Below are 25752 nucleotides of genomic sequence, written 5' to 3' on the forward strand. Positions count from 1 at the left end.
GTCACACCTGTTTGTAGATCACCGAGCCTTCGTCCCTGAAGCGCGTGGCCTGCTCCTGGAAGCCGGCCTCGATGGCTTTCTGCTCATCGGTCAGGCCATTTTCCTTGGCGTAGTCGCGGACTTCCTGGGTGATCTTCATGGAGCAGAACTTCGGCCCGCACATGGAGCAGAAGTGCGCCACCTTGGCCGAGTCCTTGGGCAGGGTCTCGTCATGGAAGGCCCGGGCGGTGTCCGGGTCCAGGCCGAGGTTGAACTGGTCCTCCCAGCGGAACTCGAAGCGCGCCTTGGACAGCGCATTGTCGCGGATCTGCGCGCCCGGATGGCCCTTGGCAAGGTCGGCGGCGTGCGCCGCGATCTTGTAGGTGATGATGCCGGTCTTCACGTCATCCTTGTTCGGCAGGCCCAGGTGCTCCTTGGGCGTGACGTAGCAGAGCATGGCGCAGCCGAACCAGCCGATCATCGCCGCACCGATGCCCGAGGTGATGTGGTCGTAGCCCGGCGCGATGTCGGTGGTCAGTGGGCCAAGGGTGTAGAACGGCGCCTCGTCGCAGCACTCCAGCTGCTTGTCCATGTTCTCCTTGATCAGGTGCATCGGCACGTGGCCGGGGCCCTCGATCAACACCTGGACATCATGCTTCCAGGCGATCCGGGTCAGCTCGCCCAAGGTCTCCAGCTCGCCGAACTGCGCGGCGTCGTTGGCGTCGGCCACCGAGCCCGGACGCAGGCCGTCGCCCAGCGAGAAGCTGACGTCATAGGCCTTCATGATCTGGCAGATTTCCTCGAAGTGGGTGTAGAGGAAATTCTCCTGGTGATGGGCCAGGCACCACTTGGCCATGATCGAGCCACCACGGGAGACGATGCCGGTGACGCGCTTGGCGGTCAGCGGTACGTAGCGCAGCAACACACCGGCATGGATGGTGAAGTAGTCCACGCCCTGCTCGGCCTGTTCGATCAGGGTGTCGCGGAAGATTTCCCAGGTCAGGTCCTCGGCGACGCCGTTGACCTTCTCCAGCGCCTGGTAGATCGGCACGGTGCCGATGGGTACCGGGCTGTTGCGCAGGATCCACTCGCGGGTCTCGTGGATGTGCTTGCCGGTGGACAGGTCCATCACCGTGTCGGCGCCCCAGCGGATGCCCCAGGTGAGCTTCTCCACTTCTTCCTCGATGGAAGAACCCAGCGCACTGTTGCCGATGTTGCCGTTGACCTTCACCAGGAAGTTGCGGCCGATGATCATCGGTTCCAATTCGATGTGGTTGATGTTCGCCGGGATGATCGCGCGGCCACGGGCCACTTCCTCGCGGACGAACTCGGGGGTGATTTCCTTGGGAATGCTCGCCCCGAAGCTCTGCCCCGGATGCTGGGCGTCCAGCAGGCCGGCGGCGCGGGCTTCCTGCAGCTTCATGTTCTCGCGGATGGCGATGTATTCCATCTCCGGCGTGATGATGCCCTGGCGCGCGTAGTGCATCTGCGTGACGTTGCTGCCGGCCTTGGCGCGGCGCGGGGTGCGCACGTGGGCGAAGCGCAGGGCGTCGAGGCTGGCATCGGCCAGGCGCGACTGGCCGAACTCGGAGGTCAGGCCGGGAAGGATTTCAGTGTCGCCGCGCTCGTCGATCCAGCGCGAGCGCACGTCCGGCAGGCCCTTGCGCAGGTCGATGCGCACATCCGGGTCGGTGTAGGGGCCGGAGGTGTCGTAGACCATCACCGGGGCGTTCTGCTCGCCACCGAAGGCGGTCGGGGTATCGGCGAGGGAAATTTCCCGCACGGGGACGCGGATGTCCGGGCGCGAGCCGGTCAGGTAGACCTTTTTCGAATTCGGAAAGGGCTGGGTCGACTGGCGGTCCAGCTGTTCAAGGCGGGTGACGTTGTTTTTCTGGGTGCTCATCCTGGCTCTCCTGGGGTTGATTGCCGGGGGAGAACCTGAGACGAGAGGAGCTGCTAACTGCAGCGAAGGGACGCATCCCGGAGAGGGCTGGGGCCGGGGCGGAATGCGCCGCGGGATGCGTACTTCTTGTTCCCTACGCGGGTGCTAACCCGATCAGGTTCAACGGGATCCGGAACTATCCGATCTCAGCCCCTCGCAATGGGGCACCCCGACAAGAACGCCCGCAGTCTAATCAAGTGCGCACGGATAAGCCAACGCCGCCCGGCCGAAAACGCGCAATTGCCTACACGCGGCTACACTCCTGCCTCGGAAGGCTCGTACGAACGTGCCTTGACCGCCACCGGCGGCGACCGTAGCCTTGCCCCACCTCGCATCACTTTCCAGGATGAACGAATGCTGCGCAGACTCTCTCTGGCTGTCGCTGTAGCCGCAACGACAGGCTTTGCCTGGGCTGCACAGCCCGCTCCGGCCGCTCCCTCGCTGCCCACCAAGACGGACCTGATCAACGTCTACAAGGATGCCGTCGACAACAACGCCGATCTCGCCGCCGCCCAGGCCGACTACCTGGCGCGCAAGGAAGCCGTGCCCCAGGCACGCTCCGGCCTGCTGCCGCAGATCAATGCCGGCGCCAGCACGGGCAGCACCCGCACTTCGCTGGACACCCCCAGCGCCACGCTGAACCGTAACACCCAGCTGGTCCAGGCGAGCCTGAGCCAGCCGCTGTTCCGCGCGGACCGCTGGTTCCAGCTCAAGGCCGCGGAAAACACCACCGAACAGGCCCAGCTGGAATTCTCCGCCACCCAGCAGCAACTGATCCTGCAGACCGCCCAGACCTACTTCGGCGTACTCCGCGCCCAGGACAACCTGGCCGCCAGCAAGGCCGAGGAAGCGGCGTTCAAGCGCCAGCTCGACCAGTCGAACGAACGCTTCGACGTCGGCCTCTCCGACAAGACCGACGTGCTCGAATCCCAAGCCAGCTACGACACCGCGCGGGCCAACCGCCTGGTGGCCGAGCAGCAGGTGGATGACGCCTTCCAGGCCCTGGTGACCCTGACCAACCGCGAGTACAGCTCCATCGAGGGCATCCTCCACTCGCTGCCGGTCGTCGCACCGATCCCCAACGACGCCAAGGCCTGGGTGGACACCTCGGTCCAGCAGAACCTGCGCCTGCAGGCCAGCAACTACGCGGTCGACGCCGCCGAAGAGACCCTGCGCCAGCGCAAGGCCGGCCACCTGCCGACCGTGGACGCCGTGGCCCAGTACCAGAAGGGCGACAACGATGCCCTGGGCTTCTCCAACTCCGGTTTGCCGGGTGAGCCGCACTACGGCAAGTATGTCGACCAGAGCAGCATCGGCCTGCAGCTCAACGTGCCGATCTACAGCGGCGGCCTGACCAGCTCCCAGGTCCGCGAGGCCTACCAGCGCCTGAACCAGAGCGAACAGCTGCGCGAAAGCCAGCGCCGCCAGGTCGTTCAGGACGCCCGCAACCAGCACCGCGCGGTGAACACCGACGTGGAGCAGGTGAAGGCGCGTCGCCAGGCGATCATCTCCAACCAGAGCTCGCTGGAAGCCACCGAGATCGGTTACCAGGTCGGTACCCGCAACATCGTCGACGTACTGGACGCCCAGCGTTCGCTGTACAACTCGGTGCGCGACTACAACAACACCCGCTACGACTACATCCTCGACAACCTGAGCCTCAAGCAGACCGCCGGCACCCTCGCGCCGAGCGACCTGGAGGCACTGGGCGCGTACCTGAAGCCGGACTACAACCCGGACAAGGACTTCCTCCCGCCGGACCTGGCCAAGGCCGCCGAGGCGCAACTCAAGGCTGGCGCGAAGTACTGACCCAGCCCCAAGAAAAAGCCCCGCATCGCGGGGCTTTTTCTTGCCGGACAATCGCCCTGGCATTGATCGCAGAAGCAGACTGAAACGACGGCGCCGGTCAGTCGCGATATCCTGGCGATACCCGGTCCAGCATGCGCAGCAATGCCGACCACGCCAGATCGTAGCCATCCGGGTCGCTCAACTCCCCTTCCGCCAGCGGCCGCGCCGGAGCGTTGAATTGCTGCTCGGTGTGACGGCACACCTCCTCCGGCGGGATCACCAGCTCACCGCCCGCCTGGGCCGCCAGCTGGATGTCGCAGGCCTTCTCCAGGTAGTACATGCGCAGGAACGCCTGCTGCACCGTCTGCCCTACGGTCAGCAGGCCGTGGTTGCGCAGCATCAGGCCGTAGTGGTCGCCCAGGTCGCGCACCAGGCGCTCCTGCTCGTCCATCGACAGGGCGATGCCCTCGTAGTCGTGGTAGCCGAGGCGTCCGTAGAACTCCAGGGATATCTGGTTCAGCGGCAGCAAGCCGCAGGCCTGCGCCGCCACCGCGCAGCCGGCGCGGGTATGGGTATGCAGCACGCACTGCGCGTCGTCGCGAGCACCGTGGATGGCACTGTGGATCACGAAGCCGGCCGGGTTGACCTTGTACGGCGATGGCTCCACGGCATGGCCGCTGAGATCGATCTTCACCAGGCTGGAGGCGGTGATCTCGTCGAACATCAGGCCGTAGGGGTTGATCAGGAAATGGTGTTCGGGACCGGGGATGCGCACCGAGATGTGGGTGAAGATCAGGTCGGTCATGCGGTAGTGCGCGATCAGGCGGTAACAGGCCGCCAGCTCCTCGCGCAATTTCCATTCTTCGGGCGAACAGGTGGCGCGGCTCGGGGCCGGCGCCTGCAGCGACGTCATGGTGCTCTCCTCCTCAAGGCAAAAGGCGCCGGAGCGATTGCCCCGGCGTCACGGTCACGATCTGGTCATTGCGCGGCCCAGGCGTTGAAGCGCTCTTCCAGCTCCTCGCCGTGGTCGACCCAGAATTCATCGTCCATCGCCAGGCCCACGGGCAGGTTCTGCTTCGAGGTCGGCACCCAGCCAGCGAGGTCGGCCGGCAGGCGTTCGGCGGCCTGCGTGTTGGTCGGACCATACGCAATGTGCTTCACGTAGTCGACTTGCGCATCGGCGCCGTTGGCGAAGGCGATGAAGCGCTTGGCCGCATCGACGTGCGTGGAGCCCTTGATGATCGCCCAGTAGTCCATGCCGTACAGGCTGCCCGGCCAGACCAGTTGCAGGTTGCGCCCGGCCTTGAAGGCATCGGCGATACGCCCGGTGTAGGTGGTGGTCATCACCACATCACCGGCGGCCAGCCACTGCGGCGGTTGCGCGCCAGCCTCCCACCACTGCACGTAGGGCTTGATCTGGTCGAGCTTGGCGAAGGCGCGGTCGACGCCGGCCTTGGTGCCCAGTTCCTTGTAGACGTCCGCGGGCTTCACGCCGTCGGCCATCAGGGCGAACTCCAGGTTGTAGATGGCGCGCTTGCGCAGACCGCGCTTGCCGGGGAATCTCTTCACGTCCCAGAAATCCGCCCAGGACTGCGGCGCCGGCTTGAGCTTGTCGGCGTCGTAGGCGATGGCCACGCCCCAGACCAGGGCGGCGGAACCACAGTCCTTCGCGGCGTTGGGGATCAGCTGTTCCTTGTTGCCGATCTGCTGCCAGTCCAGCGGCACGAACAGGCCTTCGTCGCAGCCCCGGGCCAGGTCCGGCCCTTCGATCTGCACCACGTCCCAGTCGGCATGGCCGGTGTCGGCCATCACCTTGATGCGCGCCATCTCGCCGTTGTACTCGGTCTGGGTCACGCCGACCCCGGACTGCTTGCTGAAGGGTTGGAAGAAAGCTGCATCCTGGGCCTTCTGGCCGGCGCCGCCGTAGCCGACCACCACCATGTTCTCGGCGGCCTGGGCAGCGCCGCAGCCGAGCCCGAATGCAAGCAGCAGCGGCGAGACGGCGGTCTTGAGGAAGGAGCGCTTGTGGCAGGTGTTGCGGTGGAAAGTCATCGAGCATACCCCCAGTCGTAGGTGGCAATGGGCGCAGCCGGGATGGCCGCGCACACGCTGGACGGGCGCGCCGAAACAACGTTGCAGGAAAGGCAGGGCAGAGAGAAATCGATTGCCAGCGGGTGGGCCCGCCATGCGAGGGGGGACCGTACGGGACGGGTCATGCGCCTCTCCTCTTGTAGTTGTTGTGGAGCACGTCGCGGTGACCCCGGAGGCGTCCGGGGTGAGATTGAAACTACTCAGTCACTTTTAAAAAAACAAGTTGATTTTTTACTGTCGGTAAATTTCCATAGATACAACTTAAATAACACTTGCCTAGACAACATTGTCCGTTCGAGGAGAAGCCGCCGTGTCCCAGGTCCGTCACTTCCAGCAGTCCGCCCTGCAATTCCAACCCTACGGTGGGCAAGACATCGAACGCGCCGCCATCTGCCGGCTGATCGGCCCGGCGGACAGCGAAACCATGGGCGCGGGCCTGGCGCGTTTCGACGGCGTGTCCATCGAGTGGACGGTGCTCTACGACGAGCTGATCGTGGTGCTGGAAGGCAATTTCCGCCTGCGCCTGGCCGACCAGGTGATCGACGCCAAACCGGGCGACGTGATCTGGGTCCCCGAACGCACGCCGCTGGCCTACGAAGGCGAGAAAGCCTGCGTGTTCTACGCGCTCTACCCGGTGGACTGGCAGGCGCGCAACGCCTGAGTCCGCCTCCGGCCGCCCGACGCGGCCGGCGTTTCAACGCTGCCCCCCAGGCTGCACCACAACAAGAATCCGGAGTTGCCCGATGAGCCAGTTTCCCCACCTGTTCAGCCCGCTGCGCATCCGCGGCAAGGAGCTGAAGAACCGCATCATGTCCACCGGGCACGACACCTCGATGCCCACCGACAACCTGGTCAATGACCAGTTGGTGGCCTACCACACCGCCCGCGCCAAAGGCGGCGTCGGCCTGATCGTGCTGCAGGTCGCCGGCGTGCACGACAGTGCCCGCTACACCTCTCACGTGCTGATGGCCACCGATGACGAGTGCATCCCCGGCTACCGGCGCATCGCCGAGGCCTGCCACGCAGAGGGCACCGTGGTGCTGTCGCAGGTGTTCCACCCCGGCCGCGAGATCATGGAGTCCAGCGACGGTCTGCTGGCCGTGGCTTACGCGCCGTCCGCCTCGCCCAACGAACGCTTCCGGGTGATGCCCCGCGAGCTGAGCCAGGCGATGATCGACGAGATCGTCCAGGGCTACGCCGACGCCGCTCGCCGCCTGCATGCCGCCGGCATCGACGGCGTGGAAGTGGTCGCCAGCCACGGCTACCTGCCGGCGCAGTTCCTCAACCCACGGGTGAACCGCCGCAGCGACGGCTACAACGGCGACCTCGACGCACGCCTGCGCTTCACCCGCGAAGTGATCGCCGCCGTGCGCGCCGCCACCGACCCGGAGTTCATCATCGGCCTGCGCATCTCCGCCGACGAGCGCGACCCGGAAGGCCTCACCGAAGACGAATCGCTGCAGGGCGTGAAAGGCCTGCAGAACTCGCTGGACTATGTGCACATAGTCGCCGGCACTTCGGCGTCGCTGGGCGGCGCCATCCACATCGTTCCGCCGATGGCCGTCGAAGCGGCGTACCTGGCGAACGAAGCCGGCACCTTCAAGCGCAACCTGGAGATCCCGCTGTTCGTCACCGGGCGCATCAACCAGCCGCAGGAAGCCGAGCTGATCCTCGCCCGCGGCCAGGCCGATGTCTGCGGCATGACCCGCGCGCTGATCTGCGACCCGCAGATGCCGGGCAAGACCGAAAGCGGTCACGTCGAGGACGTGCGCGCCTGCATCGCCTGTAACCAGGCGTGCATCGGCCACTTCCACCGCGGCTACCCGATCTCCTGCATCCAGCACCCGGAAACCGGCCGCGAGCTGATCTACGCCGAACGCAAGATGGCCACCCAGCGCAAGCGCGTGCTGGTGGTCGGCGGCGGGCCGGCCGGCATGAAGGCCGCCGCCGTCGCGGCACAGCGCGGCCATGACGTGACTCTCTGCGAGGCCAGCGGCCAGCTCGGCGGGCAGGTCAATCTCGCCCAGTTGCTGCCACGCCGTGCGGAGTTCGGCGGCGCCTCCACCAACCTGCAGCGCGAGATGCAGCTGGCCGGCGTCGAAGTGCGCCGCAACACCCGCGTCGACCGTGCATTGGTCGAACAGGAACGCCCCGACGTGGTCATCGTCGCCACCGGCGCCACACCCTATCGCCCGCCCTACGAGGAAGCCGGCGAACTGCAGGTGGTGGACGCCTGGCAGGTACTGCGTGGCGAAGTGCAGCTGGGCCGCTCGGTGCTGGTCACGGACTGGCGCGCCGACTGGATCGCCCCCGGCATCGCCGAGCGCCTGGTGCGCGACGGCCACCAGGTGCACCTGGCGGTGAACGGCACCCACGCCGGCGAAAGCCTGCCGCTCTACGTGCGCGACCACATGGCCGGCGAGCTGCACCGCCTGGGCATCACCATCACCCCTTATGCGCGCCTGTACGGCGTCGACGATAGCACCGTGTACCTGCAGCACACCGCCAGCGGCGAGCCGATGCTGGTGGAAAACATCGACACCCTGGTGCTCTGCCAGGGACACCAGCCGGTGGACGAACTGGCCGACGAGATCGCCGACCTCGCCGAAGTCCGCCGCATCGGCGACTGCCTGGCGCCGCGTACGGCAGAAGAAGCGATCTATGAAGGGCTCAAGGCGGGCTGGGCGATCTGAGGTGCGGAGAATCGGCTTCTTGAATGATGCGGCTCCGATTAGCCCTGCTTCTGAGTAGGATGGCGTGGAGCGCAGCGATACCCATCAATGCCCGAGCAGCGTCAGCATGGGTATCGCTGCGCTCCACCCATCCTACGACGAGCAGAACCTGGGACGCCCCATGGCTCCCAATGAAGAAACAAAGGACCCGGCGCATTGTTTAGAATGCCTCACGACGCCAATCGCCAGGACCACCGCCGCATGAGCCGCAAAGCCCCGCAGGAAGCCCCCGCCAACGCCGAAGCTCAGTTCCTCGGCACCCGCATCCGCGGCCTGCGCAAGCGCCGTGGCATGACGCTGGCGGAGCTGGCCGAGCAGAGCGGACTCACCGCCGGCTACATCAGTCAGCTGGAACGCAACCTGGCCTACCCATCGATCCCGGCGCTGTTCAACATCGCCCGCAGCCTGGGCGTCACGATCCAGTGGTTCTTCGCCAGCGAAGTTCAGGTCGACCCGGCCGACGCCGGCTACGTGGTGCGCCGCAACGCCCGTACCAGCGTGCATTACGAAGACGGCATCGTCGACGAACTGCTCAGCCCGCAGCCCAGCCGCCAGCTGGAAATCCTCCACTCGAAGTTTCCGCCCGGCACCTACAGCCAGCAGAGCTACAGCCACGACGGCGAGGAGGCCGGCTACCTGCTCAGCGGCACCTTCGAGCTCTGGGTGGGCGAGCGGCATTTCGTGCTCAACGAAGGCGACAGCTTCAGCTATTCCAGCCAGGAGCCGCACCGCTACGGCAACCCCGGCGAGGTGGATGCCGTGGTGCTCTGGGTAATTACGCCGCCGACTTTCTGATCAGTCGCCCGAGGCCATCCAGCAAACGCTCCAGCGCGCCCTGGTTGGCCCTCATCACGCCCAGGCCGGCATCGGCCATGCGCTCGGCAGAAGCCGGCTCGTCCCACAGGGCGGCCACCGCCACCGCCAGCGAAGGCGCATCAGCCACTTCGCGCAGCGCGCCGACCTCGCGCAGTTGCGCGGCGATTTCCAGGAAGTTGAACAGATGCGGGCCGGACAGCACCGGCTTGCCCAGAGCCGCCGGTTCCAGCAGGTTGTGCCCGCCATTGGGCACCAGGCTGCCGCCGACGAAGGCGACATCGGCCAGCGCATAGAGGAACAGCAACTCGCCCATGGTGTCGCCCAGCAGCACCTGGGTGTCCGCCTTGACCTGCTCACCGGTGGAGCGGCGCAGGGTGCGCAAGCCTTCGCGGCTGCACAGCTCGAACATAGGGTTGAAGCGTTCCGGGTGACGCGGCACCAGAATCAGCAGTGCGTCCGGGTGTTTCTCCAGCAGCTGGCGGTGCGCAGCGAGGATGATTTCGTCTTCCCCGGCATGGGTGCTGGCGGCAATCCAGACTGGTCGCTGCAGCGCCTGCCACTGGCTGCGCAGGTCACTGGCGCGCGCCAGCAGCTCGGGATCGATGGTCAGGTCGAACTTGATCGAACCGGTCACGCTCACGCAGTCCGGGCGCGCACCCAGCTGGCGGAAGCGTTCGGCTTCGGTCTCGGTCTGCACGGCGATCCAGCTCATCTCTTCCAGCATCGGCCGGGTCAGCCCGGCGAAGCGCGCGTAACCGCGCGCTGAGCGTTCGGACAGCCGCGCATTGGCCAGAGCCACCGGTATGCCGCGCTTGGCGCACTGGTGGATGTGGTTCGGCCACAGCTCGGTTTCCATGATCACGCCCAGCACCGGCTGCGCACGGTCGAGGAAGCGCGCCGCCGCACAGGGCAGGTCGTAAGGCAGGTAGCAGTGCTGCACCTGGTCGCCGAACAGCGCGCGGATGCGCTCGGAGCCGGTGGGCGTCATGCAGGTGACGGTGATTGGCAGGCCAGGGTGGCGCTGCATCAGCGCGCGGATCATCGGCGCGGCAGCGATGCTCTCGCCCACCGACACCGCGTGCACCCAGATGCCACCGGGCTTGAGCGCCGGCAGGCCGAGGGCGAAGCGCTCGCCGACGCGCTGGGCATAGGCGGGCGCCTTGCGCGAACGCAGGAACAGGCGCAGCGCGATCAGCGGCAGGCCCAGGTGGAACAGCAGGGTATAGAGGGTCCGGTTCATGGCGGCGGAGAGTAGCAAATTCCCCTCATCCCCCGCCGCAGAATCCGTCAGAGCCGCGCCAGCGCTATCCGCCGAGCAAGAGCCGGCGGATAACCGGTTCCAGGTTATCCGCCCTACGAAAAGCTCTTCAGACCGGCGAAGCGAGGTGCTCCGCGAAGCACTCGCCCAACCACTGCGCCGCCGGCCCCAGCGGCTCGTCGCGGCGCCAGACCAGCTCCACCACCAGCGGTGGTGGCGTCCAGTCGCTGGCCAGTTCCACCAGCAGCGGCTGGTAAGCCGGGTACTGCGCCACGTGGGTCGGCAGCCAGGCCCAACCGAGGTCTCGCATCAGCAGTTCGGCCATGGCGTAGAAGCTGTCGGCGCGCCAGACCAGCGGGCTGATCTGCTCGCCTCCGGGGTAGTGGCTGTCCTGCGGGGCCATCAGCAACTGGCGATGCCGCGCCAGCTCACGGCGGTCGGCGTAGTCCAGCCTGGCCAGCTCGTGCCCGGCGCCGCACACGGTGACCATTTCGATGGTGCCCAGCCGCTGCCGCTCCAGTTGCTCGGGCATGCCCTCATGATGGAACAGCAGGCCGAGGTCGGCGCGGCGCTCCAGCAGCTTGCGCGCCACGTCGCCCTGGGCGCCGCTGGCCAGCTGCACCTCCAGGGTAGGGAATTCCTGCGCCAGCGCCTGCAGCCCGGAAAGCACCGGCTGGTAGGGCATCGCCTCGTCCTGCGCGAGGCGCAGCAACGGCTCGGTGCCGCGCACCAGCGCCAGCGCCCGGCTTTCCAGGCGCTCGCACTGGCGCAGCACCTCACGGGCTTCATCCAGCAGCGCCCTGCCCTCGCCGGTCAGCACCGGCTGGCGGCCGCTGCTGCGTTCGAACAGGGTGACGCCCAGGTCGCTCTCCAGCAGCGCGATGGAGGAACTCACCGCCGACTGCACGCGCTGCAGCTGTCGCGCCGCCGCCGAGAAGGAAGATTGATCGGCGACGCTGACGAAGAGTCGCAACTGATCCAGGTTCCACTGCATGGCCGACACCCATCTCCAATTCAGATAGGTAATGACTTTATCCCATCATCCAGGGGACTAGAATGCCCGGCAGATTCGAACGTCAGCTGCGTGTCGCTCATACCGAGCGGCGTGTCGTTCCGGGGAGCACCCACCATGCCCGGCTATCTCTACCTCGCCATCGCCATCGTCGCCGAAGTCATCGCCACCGCTTCGCTGAAATCAGTGAAGGGCTTCTCCACGCCCCTGCCGCTGGTGCTGGTGATCGTCGGCTACGCCATTTCCTTCTGGATGCTCACCCTGGTGGTGCGCAGCATTCCGGTCGGCATCGCCTACGCCATCTGGGCGGGCCTGGGCATCGTGCTGGTCAGCATCGCGGCGCTGGTGCTCTACCAGCAGAAGCTCGATACCGCCGCCCTGTTCGGCATGGGCCTGATCGTCAGCGGCGTGGTGGTGATCCAGCTGTTCTCCGGCAACGCCGGTCACTGATGTGGCCATGGTGCGCGGCCTGTCGCCGCGCGCCATCGGGTTATACTGCGCGCTTCGTTTTTCCCTCGAGGCGCTTTCATGTCCGAATCCCTGAGCACCGACATCCTTATCGTCGGCGGCGGCATCGCCGGTCTCTGGCTCAATGCCCGCCTGCGGCGCGCCGGCTTTTCCACCGTGCTGGTGGAGAACACTGCGCTAGGCGGCGTGCAGAGCATGCGCTCGCAGGGGATCATCCATGGCGGCACCAAATACGCCCTGCACGGCGCGCTGACTGGCGCCTCCGAAGCCATCGCCGACATGCCGGCGCTATGGCGCGATTGCCTGGCCGGCACCGGCGAGGTAGACCTGCGCGGCGTGCGCCTGCTGTCCGACGCCCATTACCTGTGGTCGCCCGGCGGCTTGGCCGGCAACCTCACCAGCTTCTTCGCCAGCAAGGCAGTGCGCAGTCGCGTCGCCCAGGTGAAGGGCAGCGACCTGCCGCCAGCCCTGCAGGACAAGGCCTTCAAGGGCAAGGCCTACCGCCTCACCGAACTGGTGCTGGACGTGCCCAGCCTGGTCGCTCGCCTGGCCGAACTGGCCGGTGACAGCCTGCTGGCTGGCGAACGCCTCGAAGCCCTGCGCGACGCTGACAGGCTGATCGGCCTGCGCGTGGATGGCCGCGAAATCCGCGCCCAACGCGTGGTGCTCAGCGCCGGCGCCGGCAACGAGGCCCTGCTGCGCGAGCTGGGCCTGGAGCGCCCGGAGATGCAGCGTCGCCCGCTGCACATGGTGCTGGTCACCGCGCCGACCCTGAAACCGCTGTACGCCCACTGCCTCGGCGGCGGGCCGAAACCGCGCGTCACCGTCACCACCCACCCGCTGAGCAACGGCGACTGGGTCTGGTACCTGGGCGGCGACATCGCCGAAGCCGGCGGCGTGGCCCGCAACGAGGCCGAGCAGATCGCCGAGGCGCAGCGCGAGCTGCACAAGCTGGTGCCGTGGATCGACCTCTCCGGCGCCCGCTGGGCAACCCTGCGCGTGGACCGCGCCGAACCCTCGCAGAACAACCTGCTGCGCCCGGACAGCGCCTTCCTCGCCGAAGACGGCACCCTGCTGGTCGGCTGGCCGACCAAGCTGGCCCTGGCGCCGAACTTCGCCGACCGCGTGCTGGAGTCCCTGGAGAAAAGCGGCATCCGCCCGCAGGCGAGCGCCGCCCTGCCGGACCTGCCGCGCCCGGCCATGGCCCGCCCGGTGTGGGAGGAACTGCTCGGATGAAGACCTTGCATCACCTGCATCGCCCGCTGGGCAGCACCGGCCTGAACGTCTCTCCACTGGGCCTGGGTACCGTGAAACTCGGCCGCGACCAGGGCGTGAAGTACCCCGAAGGCTTCCGCATCCCCGATGACCGCGAGGCCGCCGACCTGATCGCGCTCGCCCGCGAGCTGGGCATCAACCTGATCGACACCGCGCCGGCCTACGGCCACAGTGAGGAGCGCCTCGGCCCGCTGCTGCGCGGCCAGCGCGACCAGTGGGTGATCGTCAGCAAGACCGGCGAGGAGTTCGTCGGCGGCCAGTCGCAATTCGACTTCAGCGCCGCCCACACGCGCCGCTCGGTGGAACGCAGCCTGCAGCGTCTGGAAACCGACTACATCGACCTGGTGCTGGTGCATTCCGACGGCAATGACCTGGACATCCTGCGCGGCACCGAGGTCTACGCAACCCTTGAGCGGTTGAAGGAAGAAGGGCTGATCCGCGGCTTCGGCTTCTCCGGCAAGACTGCCGACGGCGGCCTGCTGGCCCTGGAGCGCGGCGACTGCGCGATGGTCACCTACAACCTCAACGAGCAGGCGGAAAAGCCGGTGATCGACCATGCCCAGGCCCACGGCCGCGGCATCCTGATCAAGAAGGCCCTGGCCAGCGGCCACGCTACCCTCGCCCCCAGTGTCGACCCGGTGCGCGCCAGCTTCGAGCTGGTGCTCGGCCATCCCGGCGTCGCCAGCGCCATCGTCGGCACCATCAATCCACTGCATCTCGCGCACAACGTGACCATCGCCGCCGAGGTCCTCGACCGCTGATCGGCGGTCATGTGGATTACGTATTCCTGTGCCATGCTCCAACTCCCCCGGCAAAAACCGCGGGCACAGAAACTGTCGCCAGCCGGCGATTCCCACGCAAAAGCCTCGGAATCGCCAAGCCTTTCAGGGAAAAATCCGGAAATCCTTTGGATTTTCGATGACACCAGGAACGGTGTCAGGCTGTCTAGGTTGTAGCGACCCCGTAATTGAACGATCGGCCGGACCGTCCCCAGCAGACGGTCAGCGTTCGCGTCGGCGTCGCTTACCACGGTAAGGACGCGCCAGCGCAACCCGGCGCCCTGTACGAGAAGGAAGACCCTATGCCCCGTACGCTCGCCCGCAAGGACCCGACCGCCTTCAAGACCCTGCCGCTGCTGGTGGAAGCCAGCCCGGAAGGTCTCATTTACCAGACCCTCGGCAAGCCCCTGAACTTCGCCCAGGTCCTGGAAAAGCGCCGCCCCATCGAGATCAACGAAACCGAACGCTTCGTCAGCGAGCTGGCCAACCTTGGCGTCTCGGTGCGCCTGACCCTGAACTACCAGGGCCGCGACCACTGGATCCTGGTGCGCCAACGCCGCCTGGACCGTGGCGACACGGTGCTCAAGCTGATTTCCGGCTATGTGCCGGCCCACGAACTGAACCTGCCGCTGCTCACCGCTATCCAGGAAGTGGCCGAGGAATGCCTGGTGGAAACCGCCGACGGCTGGCTCGGCGGGCGCTTCGGCGACACCTGGCTGCCGACGCCCTACGAGGGCATCCTGCGCTACCGTGAAACCAGCCACTTCTCCCTGACCCCGCTGTCCGGCGCCTCGCGCCCGGTGCAGGCCGGCGCGCTGCGCTTGCTGGAGCGCCCGCAGGCCTATGTGCACCTGCCGACAGCCTCGCTGCAGTTGGTCTATGACCTGCGCATGGAGCTGCCCAAGGATGCCCGCGAGGTCAGCCTGTTCCATGTCGACGAGAAACTCGAGAGCGGCCCGCTGGTGGCGCGGTTGGACCGCCGTCGCCCGGACATCTACCTGCTGCCGCTGGAGCACGGCGAGCCGACCGGCGAGCTGTTCACCCTGAGCAAGGGCGAGCTGTGCAAGGCCAGCACCCGTGGCCTGTGGCTGTCGGAGAGTTTTGCCGAGCAGGATGGCTGGCTCGTGCGCGAGGAGCGTATCCGCTTCCGCGAATGGATGGAGCAGTGGCCGCCCGCCGCCGGCAATGCCGGCAGCGGGCGGCGCACGGCCTGATTCCACCCACGTGAACCGGCCGACCTGACAGCGGCTTTCCTGTAGCAGCGAGCTTGCTCGCGAACCGCCCAACGCCGGCCTGGCCGGTTGCTTTGGTTCGCGAGCAATAACCAGGCGTCCCTCTCGCTCCTACAAAAAGCGGCTCGGCTTACTTGAGCTGACTGGAACTCTTGCCCAGCAACCGCCGCGCCACGATCAACAACTGGATCTGCTGGGTGCCTTCGAAGATGTCGAGGATCTTCGAATCCCGCGCCCACTTCTCCAGCAGTTCCTCTTCCCCATAGCCCAGTGCGCCGGCCAGCTCGACGCATTTCAGCGTCACCTCGTTGGCCACCCGCCCGGCCTTGGCCTTGGCAATGGAAGCCTCCTTGGAGTTGGGCAGGCGGTTGTCTGCCATCCAGGCGGCCTTCAGGGTCAACAGGCGCGCCGCCTCCCATTCGGATTCCAGGCGATACAGCGTCGCTTCGGCATGGCTGGCGCTGAGCAGCGGCTGGCGATAGTCGAAGCGGCAACCCGCCTTCCTCAGCAGCTCGCGGGTGCGGTCCAGCGAAGCCTTGGCGACGCCGATGGCCATGGCAGCGACCAGCGGACGGGTGTTGTCGAAGGTCTCCATCACCCCGGCAAAACCTTTCTGCACGTCGATCTCGGCATTGCCCAGCAGGTTGGCGGCCGGCACACGGCAGTCGCTGAAGCTGATGGACGCGGTGTCCGACGCCTTGATGCCGAGCTTCTTCTCCAAGCGGGTGACGGTCATCCCCGGCGTGCCCTTCTCCACCACGAAGGACTTGATCGCCGCACGGCCGAGGCTCTTGTCCAGGGTCGCCCAGACCACCACCGCGTCGGCGCGGGCGCCGGAAGTGACGAAGATCTTCTCGCCGTTGAGCAGATAGTCATCACCGTCGCGAGTGGCGGTGGTGCGGATCGCCGCCGAGTCCGAGCCGCAGCCCGGCTCGGTGATGGCCATGGCCGCCCAGGTCCCGGAGAAGCGCTTGAGCTGCTCCTCGTTGGCCACCGCAGCGATGGCGGCGTTGCCCAGCCCCTGGCGCGGCATGGCCAGCAGCAGGCCGGTGTCGCCCCAGCACATCTCCATCACGCCCAGGCAGGCGGACAGGTTGCCGCCGTTCTTCACGCCCTCCTCCGCCCCGGCCTTGCGCTTGCTGGCCGAGGTGGCGCCGACGGCGTCCGGCGAGCCGGCGTTCATGCCGTCCAGCAGCGCGGCCAGCAGGTCCAGCTCCTTGGGGTAGGCGTGCTCAGCCTTGTCGTACTTGCGCGAAATCGGTCGCAGGTAGTTCTCCGCCACCTGGCGGGCCTGGTTCTGCAAGGTGCGGAATTTCTTCGGCGTCTCGAGGTACATGCAAAGCTCCTTACAGGTGCAGGCCGCCAGCCATCAGGCTGACGGCGCGCAGATCGCGGTACCAGCGCTCGGCCGGGTGTTCCTGGGTGAAACCGTGGCCGCCGAGCAGTTGCACCGCGTCGGTACCGATCTTCATCGCCTTCTCGGCGCAGAGCAGCTTCGCGAGATAAGCCTCGCGGTGGAACGCCTCGCCACGCTCGGCCAGCGCGCAGGCGCGCCAGACCATCAGGCGCATGGCGTCCAGTTCGACGGCGATGTCCGCGACCATGAAGGCCACGCCCTGGCGATGACTGATCGGCTCACCGAAGGCCTCGCGCTCGTTGCAGTAGGTGATCACGTAGTCCAGCGCGGCCTGCCCGGTGCCCACGGCCAGCGCACACCAGGCCAGTGCGGTGTAGTCGAGGAAGGATTGATAATCGAAGCGCTCCGCCGCCAGCCGCTGTTCGGCCGGAACCTTCACGCCCTTGAAGCGAACCCGAGCGGTGCCGGTGGCCTTCAGGCCCATGGCCGGTTCGGCGCGCACTTCGACGCCCTTGGCGCGGGTATCGACCAGAAACAGCGCCGGGCCGTCACCGGCATCCGCCGCAACGATCAGCTTCTGCGCATCCACGCCACGCACGACCAGGCATTTCTCGCCAGTCAAGGTGTAGCTCGAACCCCGCTTGCGCGCCTTGGTGGCCGGGCGCAGCGGATCGGCCAGCAGCTGCGGCTCGTTCACCGCGATGGCGATCAGCGGCGCCGCTTCTTCGCTGACGAAAGCCGGCAGCCAGCGCGCCTGCTGTTGCGCCGAAGCCCAGCGGCGAATGCAGTTGGCCGCCGACAGCGGCACCAGCAGCGCGGCAGCCAGGCTCAGGTCACCACGGGCGAGGGATTCGGCGATCAGCGCGTTGGTCACCACGGTGCGCTCGCCGGCCATGCCGCCGTGCACCTCGCTGACACCGTAATGGGTCAGGCCCAGTTCCTGCGCCTGGGCCAACAGCTCGAGGCTCAGGCTGGCCTTGGCGTCGGCCTCATGGGCAGCCGGGCGCAGTACTTCGGCGGCGAAACCTTCGAGCATCTCCACGAGCATCTGCTGCTCGTCGGACAGGGACAGGTCGAACAGCCCGTCCGGGTCGGCCTTGCGTGGCTTCTTGGGCTGTTTTGCGGCGCGCTCGCTGGCCAGCCGGAAGCCGGTGCGGCTGCCGCTGTAGAGGAGTCTTTCGAAGGGTTTGCGCAGCTTCAGTCGGTCCGGCCAGTCGGCCTGGGCGACACGGTTCAGCACGGCCAGGGCGCGGCCCTGCACGTCGGTGGTCATGGCATCTCGCTCCGCGGAGGGTGGATGCCCCGATCATGCGCTGCAAAATGCCGCAGGGACCATGACCGCTTTGCCGTCGGTGACTGGCAGAGCGGTCAGTGCCCAGCCACCAACAAAAAGGGCGCTACCCGGTAGCGCCCTACTTGCGACGGAGCGGATCAGCCCTGGTGGCGAATCTTCTCGACGATCGCGGTGGTGGAGCTGTTTTCCACCAGGCCCAGCACGCGGACTTCGCCGCCGTAGGCCTTGACGATGTCAGCACCGACCACCTGCTCGACGCCATAGTCGCCGCCCTTCACCAGCACGTCAGGGCGGACTTCGGTGAGCAGGCGTTCGGGGGTGTCCTCTGCGAAGCTGACGACCCAGTCCACCGCGCCGAGGCCGGCGAGTACGGCCATGCGGCGGTCGACGCTGTTGATCGGGCGGCCCGGGCCTTTCAGGCGGGTCACCGAGGCGTCGTCGTTGGTGGCGACGATCAGGCGGTCGCCCTGGGCGCGGGCCTGTTCCAGGTAGGTCACGTGACCGGCATGGAGGATGTCGAAGCAGCCGTTGGTGAAGACGATCTTCTCGCCGTGGGCGCGGGCGTCCTCGATGGCCAGCAGCAGTTGTTCGAGGCTCAGTACGCCACGCTCGGAGCCCTGCTCGCGCTGCACGGCGCGGCGCAGTTCCGGGGCGCTGATGGCGGCGGTGCCGAGCTTGCCGACGACGATACCGGCCGCGAGATTGGCCAGGGCCACGGCCTGCGGCAGGTCTTCACCGGCGGCGATGGCGCCGGCCAGGGTGGAAATCACCGTGTCGCCGGCGCCGGTGACGTCGAACACCTCGCGGGCACGGGCCGGCAAGTGCAGGGCGCTGTGGCCCGGACGCAGCAGGGTCATGCCGTGTTCGCCACGGGTGACCAGCAGCGCGCCGAGCTCCAGCTCGGTCATCAGTTTCTGCCCCTTGGCGACCAGGTCGGCCTCGTCGGTGCAGCGACCGACAATGGCTTCGAATTCGGAGAGGTTCGGGGTGATCAGGCTGGCGCCACGGTAGATGGCGAAGTCCTTGCCCTTGGGATCCGCCAGCACCGGGATGCCGCGCTGGCGGGCAGCCTGGATCAGTTGCTGGTGGTTCTTCAGCGCACCCTTGCCGTAGTCGGAGAGCACCAGCACGCGGACCTGGTCCAGCAGCGCCTCGACGTCGGCGGACAGGGCCACGGCGTCGGTACGGAAGGCTTCCTCGAAGTCCACGCGCAGCAGTTGCTGGTGGCGGCTCATGACCCGCAGCTTGACGATGGTCGGCTGGCCGGCGATGCGCTGGAAGCGGGTGGTCACGCCCACTGCCTGCAGGCTGTCGCTCAGGCTGTCGGCGGCTTCGTCGACGCCGGTGACGCCGACCAGGAAGGCCGGGGCGCCGAGGGCGGCAAGGTTCAGCGCGACGTTGGCGGCGCCACCGGGGCGGTCCTCATGCTGCTCGACCCGCACCACGGGCACCGGCGCCTCGGGCGAGATGCGCGAGGTCGCGCCGTGCCAGTAGCGGTCGAGCATCACGTCGCCTACCACCAGCACGGGGGCCTGATCGAATCGGGGCATGGTCAATTTCATGGGAACTCCGCAGGTCGAAATCGCCGCGGATAATACCATAGCCGCCCAGTGCGACTTGCGCCGAACACCGGGCGGTCACGGCAATGCCTAGGGGACTTTGCGAACCCAGAACAGCTCGTGGCGGCGCACCGCCTTGCGGAAGAACTCGTCGTCGCCAGTGGCCGGCCACTGACGGCCGGCGAGCACGCGCTGGATCAGCCGGCGCAGGCGTTTCTTGCCGGTGAGCGGAGTCTGCAGGTCGTGCTGCAGGGCCAGGGCCTGGGCCTTGTCGACGCGGACCGCGGTGTCCAGCACGGGGCTCCACAGCGGGTCGGCCGGCAATGCCTCGATACAAGGCGGCAGGGCAATGCCACCGTCGGCCGGGCCCATGGGCCAGCGGTCGTTGTCGTGCAGGTGGTTGGCGTAGAGCAGCAGCGTCTGCGGTTGCCAGCTGCTGCGCGAAATCGCCTCCAGCGTCGCCTGGGTGGCGTGAACGTGGTCGGCGTGGGGGTCCAGTTCCGGGTGCGCGGTGAGGATCACTTCCGGGCGGATGTGCTCGATCAGCGCGGTGAGGTCGGCCACCAGGTTGAGCCAGGTCGGTGCGCCGTCGCTGTCGCCCGGCAGCGCGAAGGGGTTAAAGCCGCGCACGCTGCGGATGTCGATCTCGCCGGACTCCCTCGAGCCGAACGCCTGGCTCGGCTCGGCGGCCATGGCCGGCAGCTGCAGGCAGTAGTAGCCCAGTTGCACGCAGCGTTCGGCCGGTACGCCACCCCAGAGCGGTGCGGCAATGCTGTCCCAGGTGCGCAGGCGGCCCTTGAGCCGGGCGGCCTCGGCCTTGCCCAGACCGAGACGCTGGTAGTGTTCGGCCTCGATCTCGCCTTGCGTCAGGGTGACGATCCAGGCTTCCGGGCAGCGGCTGTACTGGCCAAAGGCGGCCAGCTCGGCATCGTCCGCGTGGGGCGCGATGATCAGCAGGCGCTGCCGGGCGTAGTCAGGATTGTCGAAAGCGTGCAGCACACCCTGTTGCGCCAGCCGGCAATGGCGGCTGCGGATGCGCAGATGCCCGGAGCGCAGTGCTTCTCCCTGGCCGGAGAGGTTGATGTAGCGCTTGCCGCTGACGCCACGCTCGAAGTCCTGGCGATCGTTCTCGACGCCCTCGATCAGCACCTGCGGGTCGAGCCAGCGGCCGAGCAGCGAGGCCTTGATCTCGATCTCCAGCACCAGCGTCTCCTCGCTCTCCGGCAGCGCGCCGGTGGCGACGTGCAGGCCGTGCGGGCCGAGGGATACCGGCAAGGCGATGGAGCCCTCCGGGAAGACGTAGCGGTAGTCGTCGCGCGGCGAATAGAACAGGTGATCGGCGAACCATGCTTCATGGGCGACCCAGCCGAGCAACACGGCCAGCGGCACGCTCCACCACGGCGCGAAGATGCCCAGCAGGATCAGCGCCAGCAGGGCGACGAGCAGGACCGCGCGCTTCTTGCGGCGGTGCTGTTTGAGCAGGTGCTGCTTGCGGGCGCTCATGGCGACTCTCCATCAAGCCCGCTTTCGCGGGCGGGGCGTCAGACCTGGAACACCGGCACGCGGTGGCACCAGCGGTCCTTGTACTCGCGATCGGCGCGGCCGAAGGAATAGCGCAGCGGCTTGCCCAGCGCCTCGGCCTCGGCCCAGGCCTCTTGCGTATTGACGAAGCTGAGCACGCTGCCGGGGCTGAACTCGCGGTTCTCCGGAGCCACGCCGCCGTTGATGTACTCGACGCTGACCCACTTCGGCGCTTCGACCCGATAGAGAATCTGGATCGCCACCGGCTCGCCGTCCAGGCGCACCAGCGAACCCCGCATGAAGTCGCGCATCAGGCCGAAGACTTCGGCCAGTCGTGCCTTGCCCGGCACTTCGAATTCCCAGCGACGCTGAAACAGGTCGGCATAGATGCTCGCCTGCTCCTCAGGGCTCAGCTCGCTCATGGGCTGCAGCACGCCGCCCGCCTCTTCCAGCAGGCGCTGTTCGCGGCGCTGGTTGTAGCGGAATTTCTTCGAGAAGTCGGCCGGCGCGCGGTTCATCGCCAACTGTTCGGGCTGCTCGCGGGCGTCGCAGACCTGCTCGCGGTTGAGCTCGGAGAGGTAGCGCACCTGATGGCGCAGTTCGATGCGCGCACCTTCGGCGATGGGCAGGATGATCTCGGCATTGCCCAGGTCGAACAGCGCCTTCTTGCCCTCGCGCTTGAGCACGTCCTTGGACAGCGCCAGGTTGCGCCCCCAGGTCGGCACGGCGGCTCGCAGTTCATCGCCGTCGAACCAGCCCAGGTAGCGCACCGGAATACCGGCCAGATGGGCGAGACGCTCGACCACATCCGGATGGGTGGCGACGCTGCCGCCGAAGCGCTGCCAGGCGGCGGCATAGTCGGCCGCCGCAATGGGCGTCCAGCCGTGTTCGCGGAAGACTCGCAGACGATTCAGCATGCCGGGGGATTCCGCACCTGCATCATACCGGCTGCTCGACAGGCGCTTCTTCGCTGCCGCCGACCGGGTCGTCGGCGAACTGGCGGGCATGCAGGCGGGCGTAGTAGCCGTTCTGGGCAATCAGCTGGTCGTGGGTACCGCGCTCGACGATGTGGCCCTGGTCCATCACCAGGATCAGGTCCGCCGCCTCGATGGTGCTCAGGCGGTGGGCGATGACCAGGGTGGTGCGGCCTTCCATGACCTTCTCCAGGGCGGCCTGGATGTGCCGCTCGGACTCGGTGTCCAGTGCCGAGGTAGCCTCGTCGAGAATCAGCACCGGGGCGTCCTTGAGCAGCGCGCGGGCAATCGCCAGGCGCTGGCGCTGGCCGCCGGAAAGCATCACGCCGTTCTCGCCGACCTCGGTCTCGAAGCCTTCGGGAAGACGGTCGATGAACTCGCGGGCGAAGGCGTCATCGGCAGCCTTTTCCACCGCTTCACGCGGCCGGCTGGCGAGGTCGCCGTAGGCGATGTTGTTGAGCACGCTGTCGTTGAACAGATTGACCTGCTGGGTCACCAGCGCGATGTGCCGGCGCAGGTTGCTCAGCCGGTAGTCTTCGACGTCGGTGCCGTCGAGCAGGATCTGCCCGTCGCTGTGGTCGTAGAAGCGCGGGATCAGGTTGGCCAGGGTCGACTTGCCGCTGCCGGAGCGGCCGACCAGCGCCACCATCTGCCCCGGTTCGACGCTGAAGCTCAAGTCGTTGAGGACCTTCTTCTCGGTACCTGGGTAGGTGAAGCTGAGGTTCTTCACTTCGAGTCGCCCCTGCACGCGGTCACGCTCGATGGTGCCGTTGTCCACCTCGGGCTGCTCGTCGAGCTGCTCGAAGATGCTTTCCGCGCCGGCCACGCCCTTCTGGATGGTCGAGCTGACTTCGGACAGCTGGCGAATCGGCTTGGGCAGCAGGCCGGCCATGGAGATATAGGCCACCAGGTCGCCGACGGTGGCATCGCCACGCAGCAACAGCACGAGGTACAGCAGCACCGCCATGGCGCTGTAGATCACCAGCTGCAGCATCGGCGTGTAGATCGCCGAAGTCTTGTTCATGCGCAGGTTCTTGCTGGTGTTCTCGCTGGTCACGTGTCGGAAACGTTCACGCTCATAGGGCTCGCCGCCAAAGCTGCGAACCACGCGGTAACCCTGGATGGTCTCGGAGGACACATGGGTCACGTCGCCCATGGCCACCTGGATCTTCTTGCTCTGCTTGCGGAACTTGCGGCTGGCGGTCGTCACCATCACCGCGATGATCGGCAGGATCGCCAGCATCACCAGGGTCAGTTTCCAGTTCATCCACAGCAGCGAGAGGAACAGGAAGACCACGGTCATGCCTTCGCGGATCACCACCTTGATGGCGTCGGTGGCGGCGCCGGTGACCATGGTCACGTTGAAGGTGATGCGCGAGATCAGGTGGCCGGAGTTATTGCTGTCGAAATAGCGGTTGGGCAGGGTCAGCAGGTTGTTGAACAGCGCGATACGCAGGTCCTGCACCAGCCCCAGGGAAACCTTGGCGATGAAGTAGTTGCCAAGGAAGGAGCCGACGCCTTGCCAGACGGCGATCAGCACCACCAGCAGCGGCACTGCGTAGAGCAGCGACAGGTCACGAAGCCAGGCCACGGAGGAGTTGGGGAACAGCTTGGCATCCGGATGGGCCAGGCCGTCGACGAAATACTTGAGGATGCCCGCCAGCATCGGCTGGGTCGCGGCGAAGATCAGGAAGCCGATGATGCTGAGCAGGAACATCCCGATGTACGGACGCACATAGGACAGCAGTCGGAAGTAGATCTTCAGGCTCGAAGGAGCCTGGGGTTCTTTACCGGACATGTAGGAATCGCACGCTTAAAAGGTCGGCGATTATAACACAGCGCTCTCGTTTGCCCGGCGGCTGGGCTACTATAGCCGGCTATCGATTCAGGGACCCGTTATGCAAGACCTCGCTCTCTCCGCCTACGAAGCGCTGCGCGCCGGCGCCCAGGTGCTGGAAGCCGACAAGCATGGCGACAAGGTCCTGCGCCTGGCCGATGGCAACTTCCTGAAACTGTTCCGACGCAAGCGGCTGATTTCCTCGGCGGCGCTCTATCCCTATGCGCAGCGTTTCGCCGACAACACCCAGACGCTGCAGCGCCTGGCGGTGCCCTGCCCGCAGATCATCGCGGTGTACCGCATTGCCGATATCGCCCGCGACGCGGTGCACTACCGCCCCCTGCCGGGCGACACGCTGCGCCAGGTGATCGAAGCCGGCGAGGCGGACACGCAACTGGCGGCGCAACTGGGCGAACTGATCGCCGAGCTGCATGACCAGGGCGTGTACTTCCGCTCGCTGCACCTGGGCAACGTGGTGAAGACCCCCGAAGGCACCCTGGGCCTGATCGACCTCGCGGACATGAAGAAGCAGCGCCGGGCACTGTCGCGCCAGCAGCGCAAACGCAACTTCGCCCACATGCTGCGCTATACCCAGGATCGCCAGTGGCTGCTGGCCGGCAATACCGACAGCCTTTCACAAGCCTACCTTTCCCACAGCCCGGTACGCTGGCCGCTGGCCGAGCTGAGACAGTTCCTCAGTTCGGCTCCATGACCGCCGGCCGCACCTGAGGCCAGCGCTCCAGGCTGAGCCCCAGCAGGATCACCACCCAGGGCATCAGCCACATTGCGCGCGTGCGCTCCCACAGGCTGAACACATCGAACTGCATGGCGACGCTGGAGAACACCCACAGCAGCATCACCGACAGGCCCAGCGCCCGCGAGCGGCAACACCAGGCGCGGTAGCCGATCATTCCCCACATCGCCAGAAACACCAGAAGCGACGGCACGCCATACTGGATCGCGGTATGAACCAGGAAGTTGTGGGCTCCACGGTGATAGCTCCCAACGCTGCCACTCACCGTATAGTCGCCGCCCAGGCCGACCCCCACCCAGAAATGCTCTTGCAGTATCGGCCAGGCACTCCGCAAAAGCTCCAGGCGCTCGGAGTCGCCTCGCACCAGAATGGCGGGCTCGAAGATGAACAAGGCCCCGCCCCCCATCATCAGCAGCAACGGCAGCAGCTTGGCGACGCGCCCCGGCACCAGCAGCAGACTCAGAATCGCCGTCGCCATCAGTGCCAGCAATGCACCGCGACTGCCGCACAGGGCCACATACAGCAGCGCGGCAGCCAGCAGGATTACCCAGGGCAGTTGTTGCCGCCCCCTGCGCGGAACCAGCGGAACCCCCATCACAACGATGAAGGCGACCGCGTAGGCGGCGGAGTTGGGGTTATCGAGGAAGCCGCCGAAACCATTGAGGCGATGGGCGTCAAAGTGAGGCTGCACGAACAGCGCCAGCAGGCTGTAAGCTCCCGCCAAGGCAACCAGGGATAACAGCGACACGCGAAGCCTGCGTTCGTCCGAACGTCCCCAGAGCACCCAGCCGAACACCAGCAGCATGAAGAGAGTGATGCGCTTGAGCACATTGAGCGGCTCGCCTACTCCCTCAGCCCAGAGCAACGACAAGGCCGCCCAGCCGAATAACGCCAGTAGCAACCAGGATTCCCGGTGCGAAGCGAAGAGGCTGAACAGCTCGCGACGACGCGCGATACAGAGCCACAACGCCGGGAGATAACCGAACAGCAGGACCATGTTGAAGTAGAACTTCATGCTTGGCGTCAGCAGCACACCCCCAACGCTCCAGAGTACGCCGATTCCGAGCATGGCTTCGGCTATCCG

21 protein-coding genes and 1 riboswitch are annotated in these 25752 nt (G+C 66.7%); of the genes, 9 read left to right on the plus strand and 12 right to left on the minus strand.

Annotation, left to right across the window (positions count from 1 at the left end; all coding sequences use genetic code 11):
* Window position 1: 1 nt before the first annotated feature.
* A complete protein-coding gene (thiC, locus tag IB275_RS27655; RefSeq protein WP_192293027.1) occupies window positions 2–1882 on the minus strand; it encodes a phosphomethylpyrimidine synthase ThiC in 1881 nt (626 codons plus the stop codon).
* Between the two features lie 113 nt (window positions 1883–1995).
* Window positions 1996–2103, minus strand: a riboswitch (TPP riboswitch).
* A 172-nt stretch (window positions 2104–2275) separates the two neighbouring features.
* On the opposite strand from thiC, the gene IB275_RS27660 reads away from it, so the two are divergent.
* Complete coding sequence (locus tag IB275_RS27660) at window positions 2276–3730, plus strand: TolC family outer membrane protein (protein ID WP_081515501.1); 1455 nt, start codon at window positions 2276–2278, stop codon at window positions 3728–3730.
* 97 nt (window positions 3731–3827) lie between these two features.
* Here the strand turns inward: IB275_RS27660 and IB275_RS27665 are convergent, their stop codons facing one another.
* Both IB275_RS27665 and IB275_RS27670 read right to left on the minus strand, forming a co-directional pair.
* The gene (locus IB275_RS27665) at window positions 3828–4622 is read right to left on the minus strand and encodes a class II aldolase/adducin family protein (protein ID WP_192293029.1); all 795 of its coding nucleotides are present in this window, start codon (window positions 4620–4622) and stop codon (window positions 3828–3830) included.
* Between the two features lie 65 nt (window positions 4623–4687).
* Entirely contained in the window at window positions 4688–5761 is a 1074-nt protein-coding gene (locus IB275_RS27670; RefSeq protein ID WP_192293031.1) for an ABC transporter substrate-binding protein, read from the minus strand.
* A gap of 349 nt (window positions 5762–6110) precedes the next feature.
* Here IB275_RS27670 and IB275_RS27675 point away from each other — a divergent pair, with 349 nt between their 5' ends.
* The 3 genes from IB275_RS27675 (at window position 6111) to IB275_RS27685 (ending at window position 9327) form a co-directional block, all read left to right on the plus strand.
* The gene (locus IB275_RS27675) at window positions 6111–6461 is read left to right on the plus strand and encodes a EutQ-related cupin domain-containing protein (RefSeq protein WP_081515498.1); all 351 of its coding nucleotides are present in this window, start codon (window positions 6111–6113) and stop codon (window positions 6459–6461) included.
* An 82-nt stretch (window positions 6462–6543) separates the two neighbouring features.
* Window positions 6544–8493, plus strand: coding sequence for an oxidoreductase (locus tag IB275_RS27680; RefSeq protein WP_192293033.1), 1950 nt, complete (start codon window positions 6544–6546; stop codon window positions 8491–8493).
* Window positions 8494–8733: 240 nt separating this feature from the next.
* A complete protein-coding gene (locus IB275_RS27685) occupies window positions 8734–9327 on the plus strand; it encodes a helix-turn-helix domain-containing protein (RefSeq protein WP_081515496.1) in 594 nt (197 codons plus the stop codon).
* On the opposite strand, the gene waaA is transcribed toward IB275_RS27685, so the two are convergent.
* Entirely contained in the window at window positions 9308–10588 is a 1281-nt protein-coding gene (gene waaA, locus IB275_RS27690) for a lipid IV(A) 3-deoxy-D-manno-octulosonic acid transferase (protein ID WP_192293647.1), read from the minus strand. The genes IB275_RS27685 and waaA overlap by 20 nt on opposite strands.
* Window positions 10589–10715: 127 nt before the next feature.
* A complete protein-coding gene (locus tag IB275_RS27695) occupies window positions 10716–11600 on the minus strand; it encodes a LysR family transcriptional regulator (RefSeq protein ID WP_081515494.1) in 885 nt (294 codons plus the stop codon).
* Window positions 11601–11735: 135 nt separating this feature from the next.
* Here IB275_RS27695 and IB275_RS27700 point away from each other — a divergent pair, with 135 nt between their 5' ends.
* From IB275_RS27700 to IB275_RS27715, 4 genes are all read left to right on the plus strand, one after another.
* The gene (locus IB275_RS27700; protein WP_081515493.1) at window positions 11736–12068 is read left to right on the plus strand and encodes a DMT family transporter; all 333 of its coding nucleotides are present in this window, start codon (window positions 11736–11738) and stop codon (window positions 12066–12068) included.
* A 78-nt stretch (window positions 12069–12146) separates the two neighbouring features.
* On the plus strand, window positions 12147–13322 hold the full coding sequence (locus IB275_RS27705; protein WP_192293035.1) for an NAD(P)/FAD-dependent oxidoreductase: 1176 nt from the start codon (window positions 12147–12149) through the stop codon (window positions 13320–13322).
* Entirely contained in the window at window positions 13319–14122 is an 804-nt protein-coding gene (locus IB275_RS27710) for an aldo/keto reductase (protein WP_192293036.1), read from the plus strand. The genes IB275_RS27705 and IB275_RS27710 overlap by 4 nt, the downstream gene beginning before the upstream one ends.
* Window positions 14123–14442: 320 nt before the next feature.
* On the plus strand, window positions 14443–15354 hold the full coding sequence (locus IB275_RS27715) for an NUDIX hydrolase (protein ID WP_192293038.1): 912 nt from the start codon (window positions 14443–14445) through the stop codon (window positions 15352–15354).
* A 148-nt stretch (window positions 15355–15502) separates the two neighbouring features.
* Here IB275_RS27715 and IB275_RS27720 read toward each other — a convergent pair whose 3' ends face one another.
* From IB275_RS27720 to msbA, 6 genes are all read right to left on the minus strand, one after another.
* The gene (locus IB275_RS27720; RefSeq protein WP_192293040.1) at window positions 15503–16708 is read right to left on the minus strand and encodes an acyl-CoA dehydrogenase family protein; all 1206 of its coding nucleotides are present in this window, start codon (window positions 16706–16708) and stop codon (window positions 15503–15505) included.
* 10 nt (window positions 16709–16718) lie between these two features.
* Window positions 16719–18002: an acyl-CoA dehydrogenase family protein gene (locus IB275_RS27725; protein ID WP_192293042.1), complete on the minus strand. Its 1284-nt coding sequence runs from the start codon at window positions 18000–18002 to the stop codon at window positions 16719–16721.
* Between the two features lie 158 nt (window positions 18003–18160).
* Window positions 18161–19585 (minus strand): bifunctional D-glycero-beta-D-manno-heptose-7-phosphate kinase/D-glycero-beta-D-manno-heptose 1-phosphate adenylyltransferase HldE, encoded by a 1425-nt coding sequence (hldE, locus tag IB275_RS27730; RefSeq protein WP_081515487.1) that lies wholly within the window; start codon window positions 19583–19585, stop codon window positions 18161–18163.
* 87 nt (window positions 19586–19672) lie between these two features.
* Window positions 19673–21085 (minus strand): PIG-L deacetylase family protein, encoded by a 1413-nt coding sequence (locus tag IB275_RS27735; RefSeq protein WP_192293044.1) that lies wholly within the window; start codon window positions 21083–21085, stop codon window positions 19673–19675.
* A 38-nt stretch (window positions 21086–21123) separates the two neighbouring features.
* Window positions 21124–22020, minus strand: a complete 897-nt coding sequence (locus tag IB275_RS27740) for a GNAT family N-acetyltransferase (RefSeq protein WP_192293046.1) — start codon at window positions 22018–22020, stop codon at window positions 21124–21126.
* 22 nt (window positions 22021–22042) lie between these two features.
* The gene (gene msbA / locus IB275_RS27745; RefSeq protein ID WP_192293048.1) at window positions 22043–23875 is read right to left on the minus strand and encodes a lipid A export permease/ATP-binding protein MsbA; all 1833 of its coding nucleotides are present in this window, start codon (window positions 23873–23875) and stop codon (window positions 22043–22045) included.
* A 100-nt stretch (window positions 23876–23975) separates the two neighbouring features.
* On the opposite strand from msbA, the gene IB275_RS27750 reads away from it, so the two are divergent.
* The gene (locus tag IB275_RS27750; protein ID WP_192293050.1) at window positions 23976–24626 is read left to right on the plus strand and encodes a lipopolysaccharide kinase InaA family protein; all 651 of its coding nucleotides are present in this window, start codon (window positions 23976–23978) and stop codon (window positions 24624–24626) included.
* Here the strand turns inward: IB275_RS27750 and IB275_RS27755 are convergent.
* Window positions 24610–25683 (minus strand): O-antigen ligase family protein, encoded by a 1074-nt coding sequence (locus tag IB275_RS27755; RefSeq protein WP_225607703.1) that lies wholly within the window; start codon window positions 25681–25683, stop codon window positions 24610–24612. The two genes, IB275_RS27750 and IB275_RS27755, sit on opposite strands and share 17 nt — an antisense overlap.
* Window positions 25684–25752: the final 69 nt, after the last annotated feature.

The organism is Pseudomonas sp. PDM21, from assembly GCF_014852505.2.
Classification (GTDB): domain Bacteria; phylum Pseudomonadota; class Gammaproteobacteria; order Pseudomonadales; family Pseudomonadaceae; genus Pseudomonas.

Coding starts and splice junctions, on each gene's coding strand:
- thiC (WP_192293027.1), bottom strand. CDS start 1,882: ATGAGCACCCAGAAAAACAACGTCACCCGCCTTGAACAGCTGGACCGC.
- IB275_RS27660 (WP_081515501.1), top strand. CDS start 2,276: ATGCTGCGCAGACTCTCTCTGGCTGTCGCTGTAGCCGCAACGACAGGC.
- IB275_RS27665 (WP_192293029.1), bottom strand. CDS start 4,622: ATGACGTCGCTGCAGGCGCCGGCCCCGAGCCGCGCCACCTGTTCGCCC.
- IB275_RS27670 (WP_192293031.1), bottom strand. CDS start 5,761: ATGACTTTCCACCGCAACACCTGCCACAAGCGCTCCTTCCTCAAGACC.
- IB275_RS27680 (WP_192293033.1), top strand. CDS start 6,544: ATGAGCCAGTTTCCCCACCTGTTCAGCCCGCTGCGCATCCGCGGCAAG.
- IB275_RS27685 (WP_081515496.1), top strand. CDS start 8,734: ATGAGCCGCAAAGCCCCGCAGGAAGCCCCCGCCAACGCCGAAGCTCAG.
- waaA (WP_192293647.1), bottom strand. CDS start 10,588: ATGAACCGGACCCTCTATACCCTGCTGTTCCACCTGGGCCTGCCGCTG.
- IB275_RS27695 (WP_081515494.1), bottom strand. CDS start 11,600: ATGCAGTGGAACCTGGATCAGTTGCGACTCTTCGTCAGCGTCGCCGAT.
- IB275_RS27700 (WP_081515493.1), top strand. CDS start 11,736: ATGCCCGGCTATCTCTACCTCGCCATCGCCATCGTCGCCGAAGTCATC.
- IB275_RS27705 (WP_192293035.1), top strand. CDS start 12,147: ATGTCCGAATCCCTGAGCACCGACATCCTTATCGTCGGCGGCGGCATC.
- IB275_RS27710 (WP_192293036.1), top strand. CDS start 13,319: ATGAAGACCTTGCATCACCTGCATCGCCCGCTGGGCAGCACCGGCCTG.
- IB275_RS27715 (WP_192293038.1), top strand. CDS start 14,443: ATGCCCCGTACGCTCGCCCGCAAGGACCCGACCGCCTTCAAGACCCTG.
- IB275_RS27720 (WP_192293040.1), bottom strand. CDS start 16,708: ATGTACCTCGAGACGCCGAAGAAATTCCGCACCTTGCAGAACCAGGCC.
- IB275_RS27725 (WP_192293042.1), bottom strand. CDS start 18,002: ATGACCACCGACGTGCAGGGCCGCGCCCTGGCCGTGCTGAACCGTGTC.
- hldE (WP_081515487.1), bottom strand. CDS start 19,585: ATGAAATTGACCATGCCCCGATTCGATCAGGCCCCCGTGCTGGTGGTA.
- IB275_RS27735 (WP_192293044.1), bottom strand. CDS start 21,085: ATGAGCGCCCGCAAGCAGCACCTGCTCAAACAGCACCGCCGCAAGAAG.
- IB275_RS27740 (WP_192293046.1), bottom strand. CDS start 22,020: ATGCTGAATCGTCTGCGAGTCTTCCGCGAACACGGCTGGACGCCCATT.
- msbA (WP_192293048.1), bottom strand. CDS start 23,875: ATGTCCGGTAAAGAACCCCAGGCTCCTTCGAGCCTGAAGATCTACTTC.
- IB275_RS27750 (WP_192293050.1), top strand. CDS start 23,976: ATGCAAGACCTCGCTCTCTCCGCCTACGAAGCGCTGCGCGCCGGCGCC.
- IB275_RS27755 (WP_225607703.1), bottom strand. CDS start 25,683: ATGAAGTTCTACTTCAACATGGTCCTGCTGTTCGGTTATCTCCCGGCG.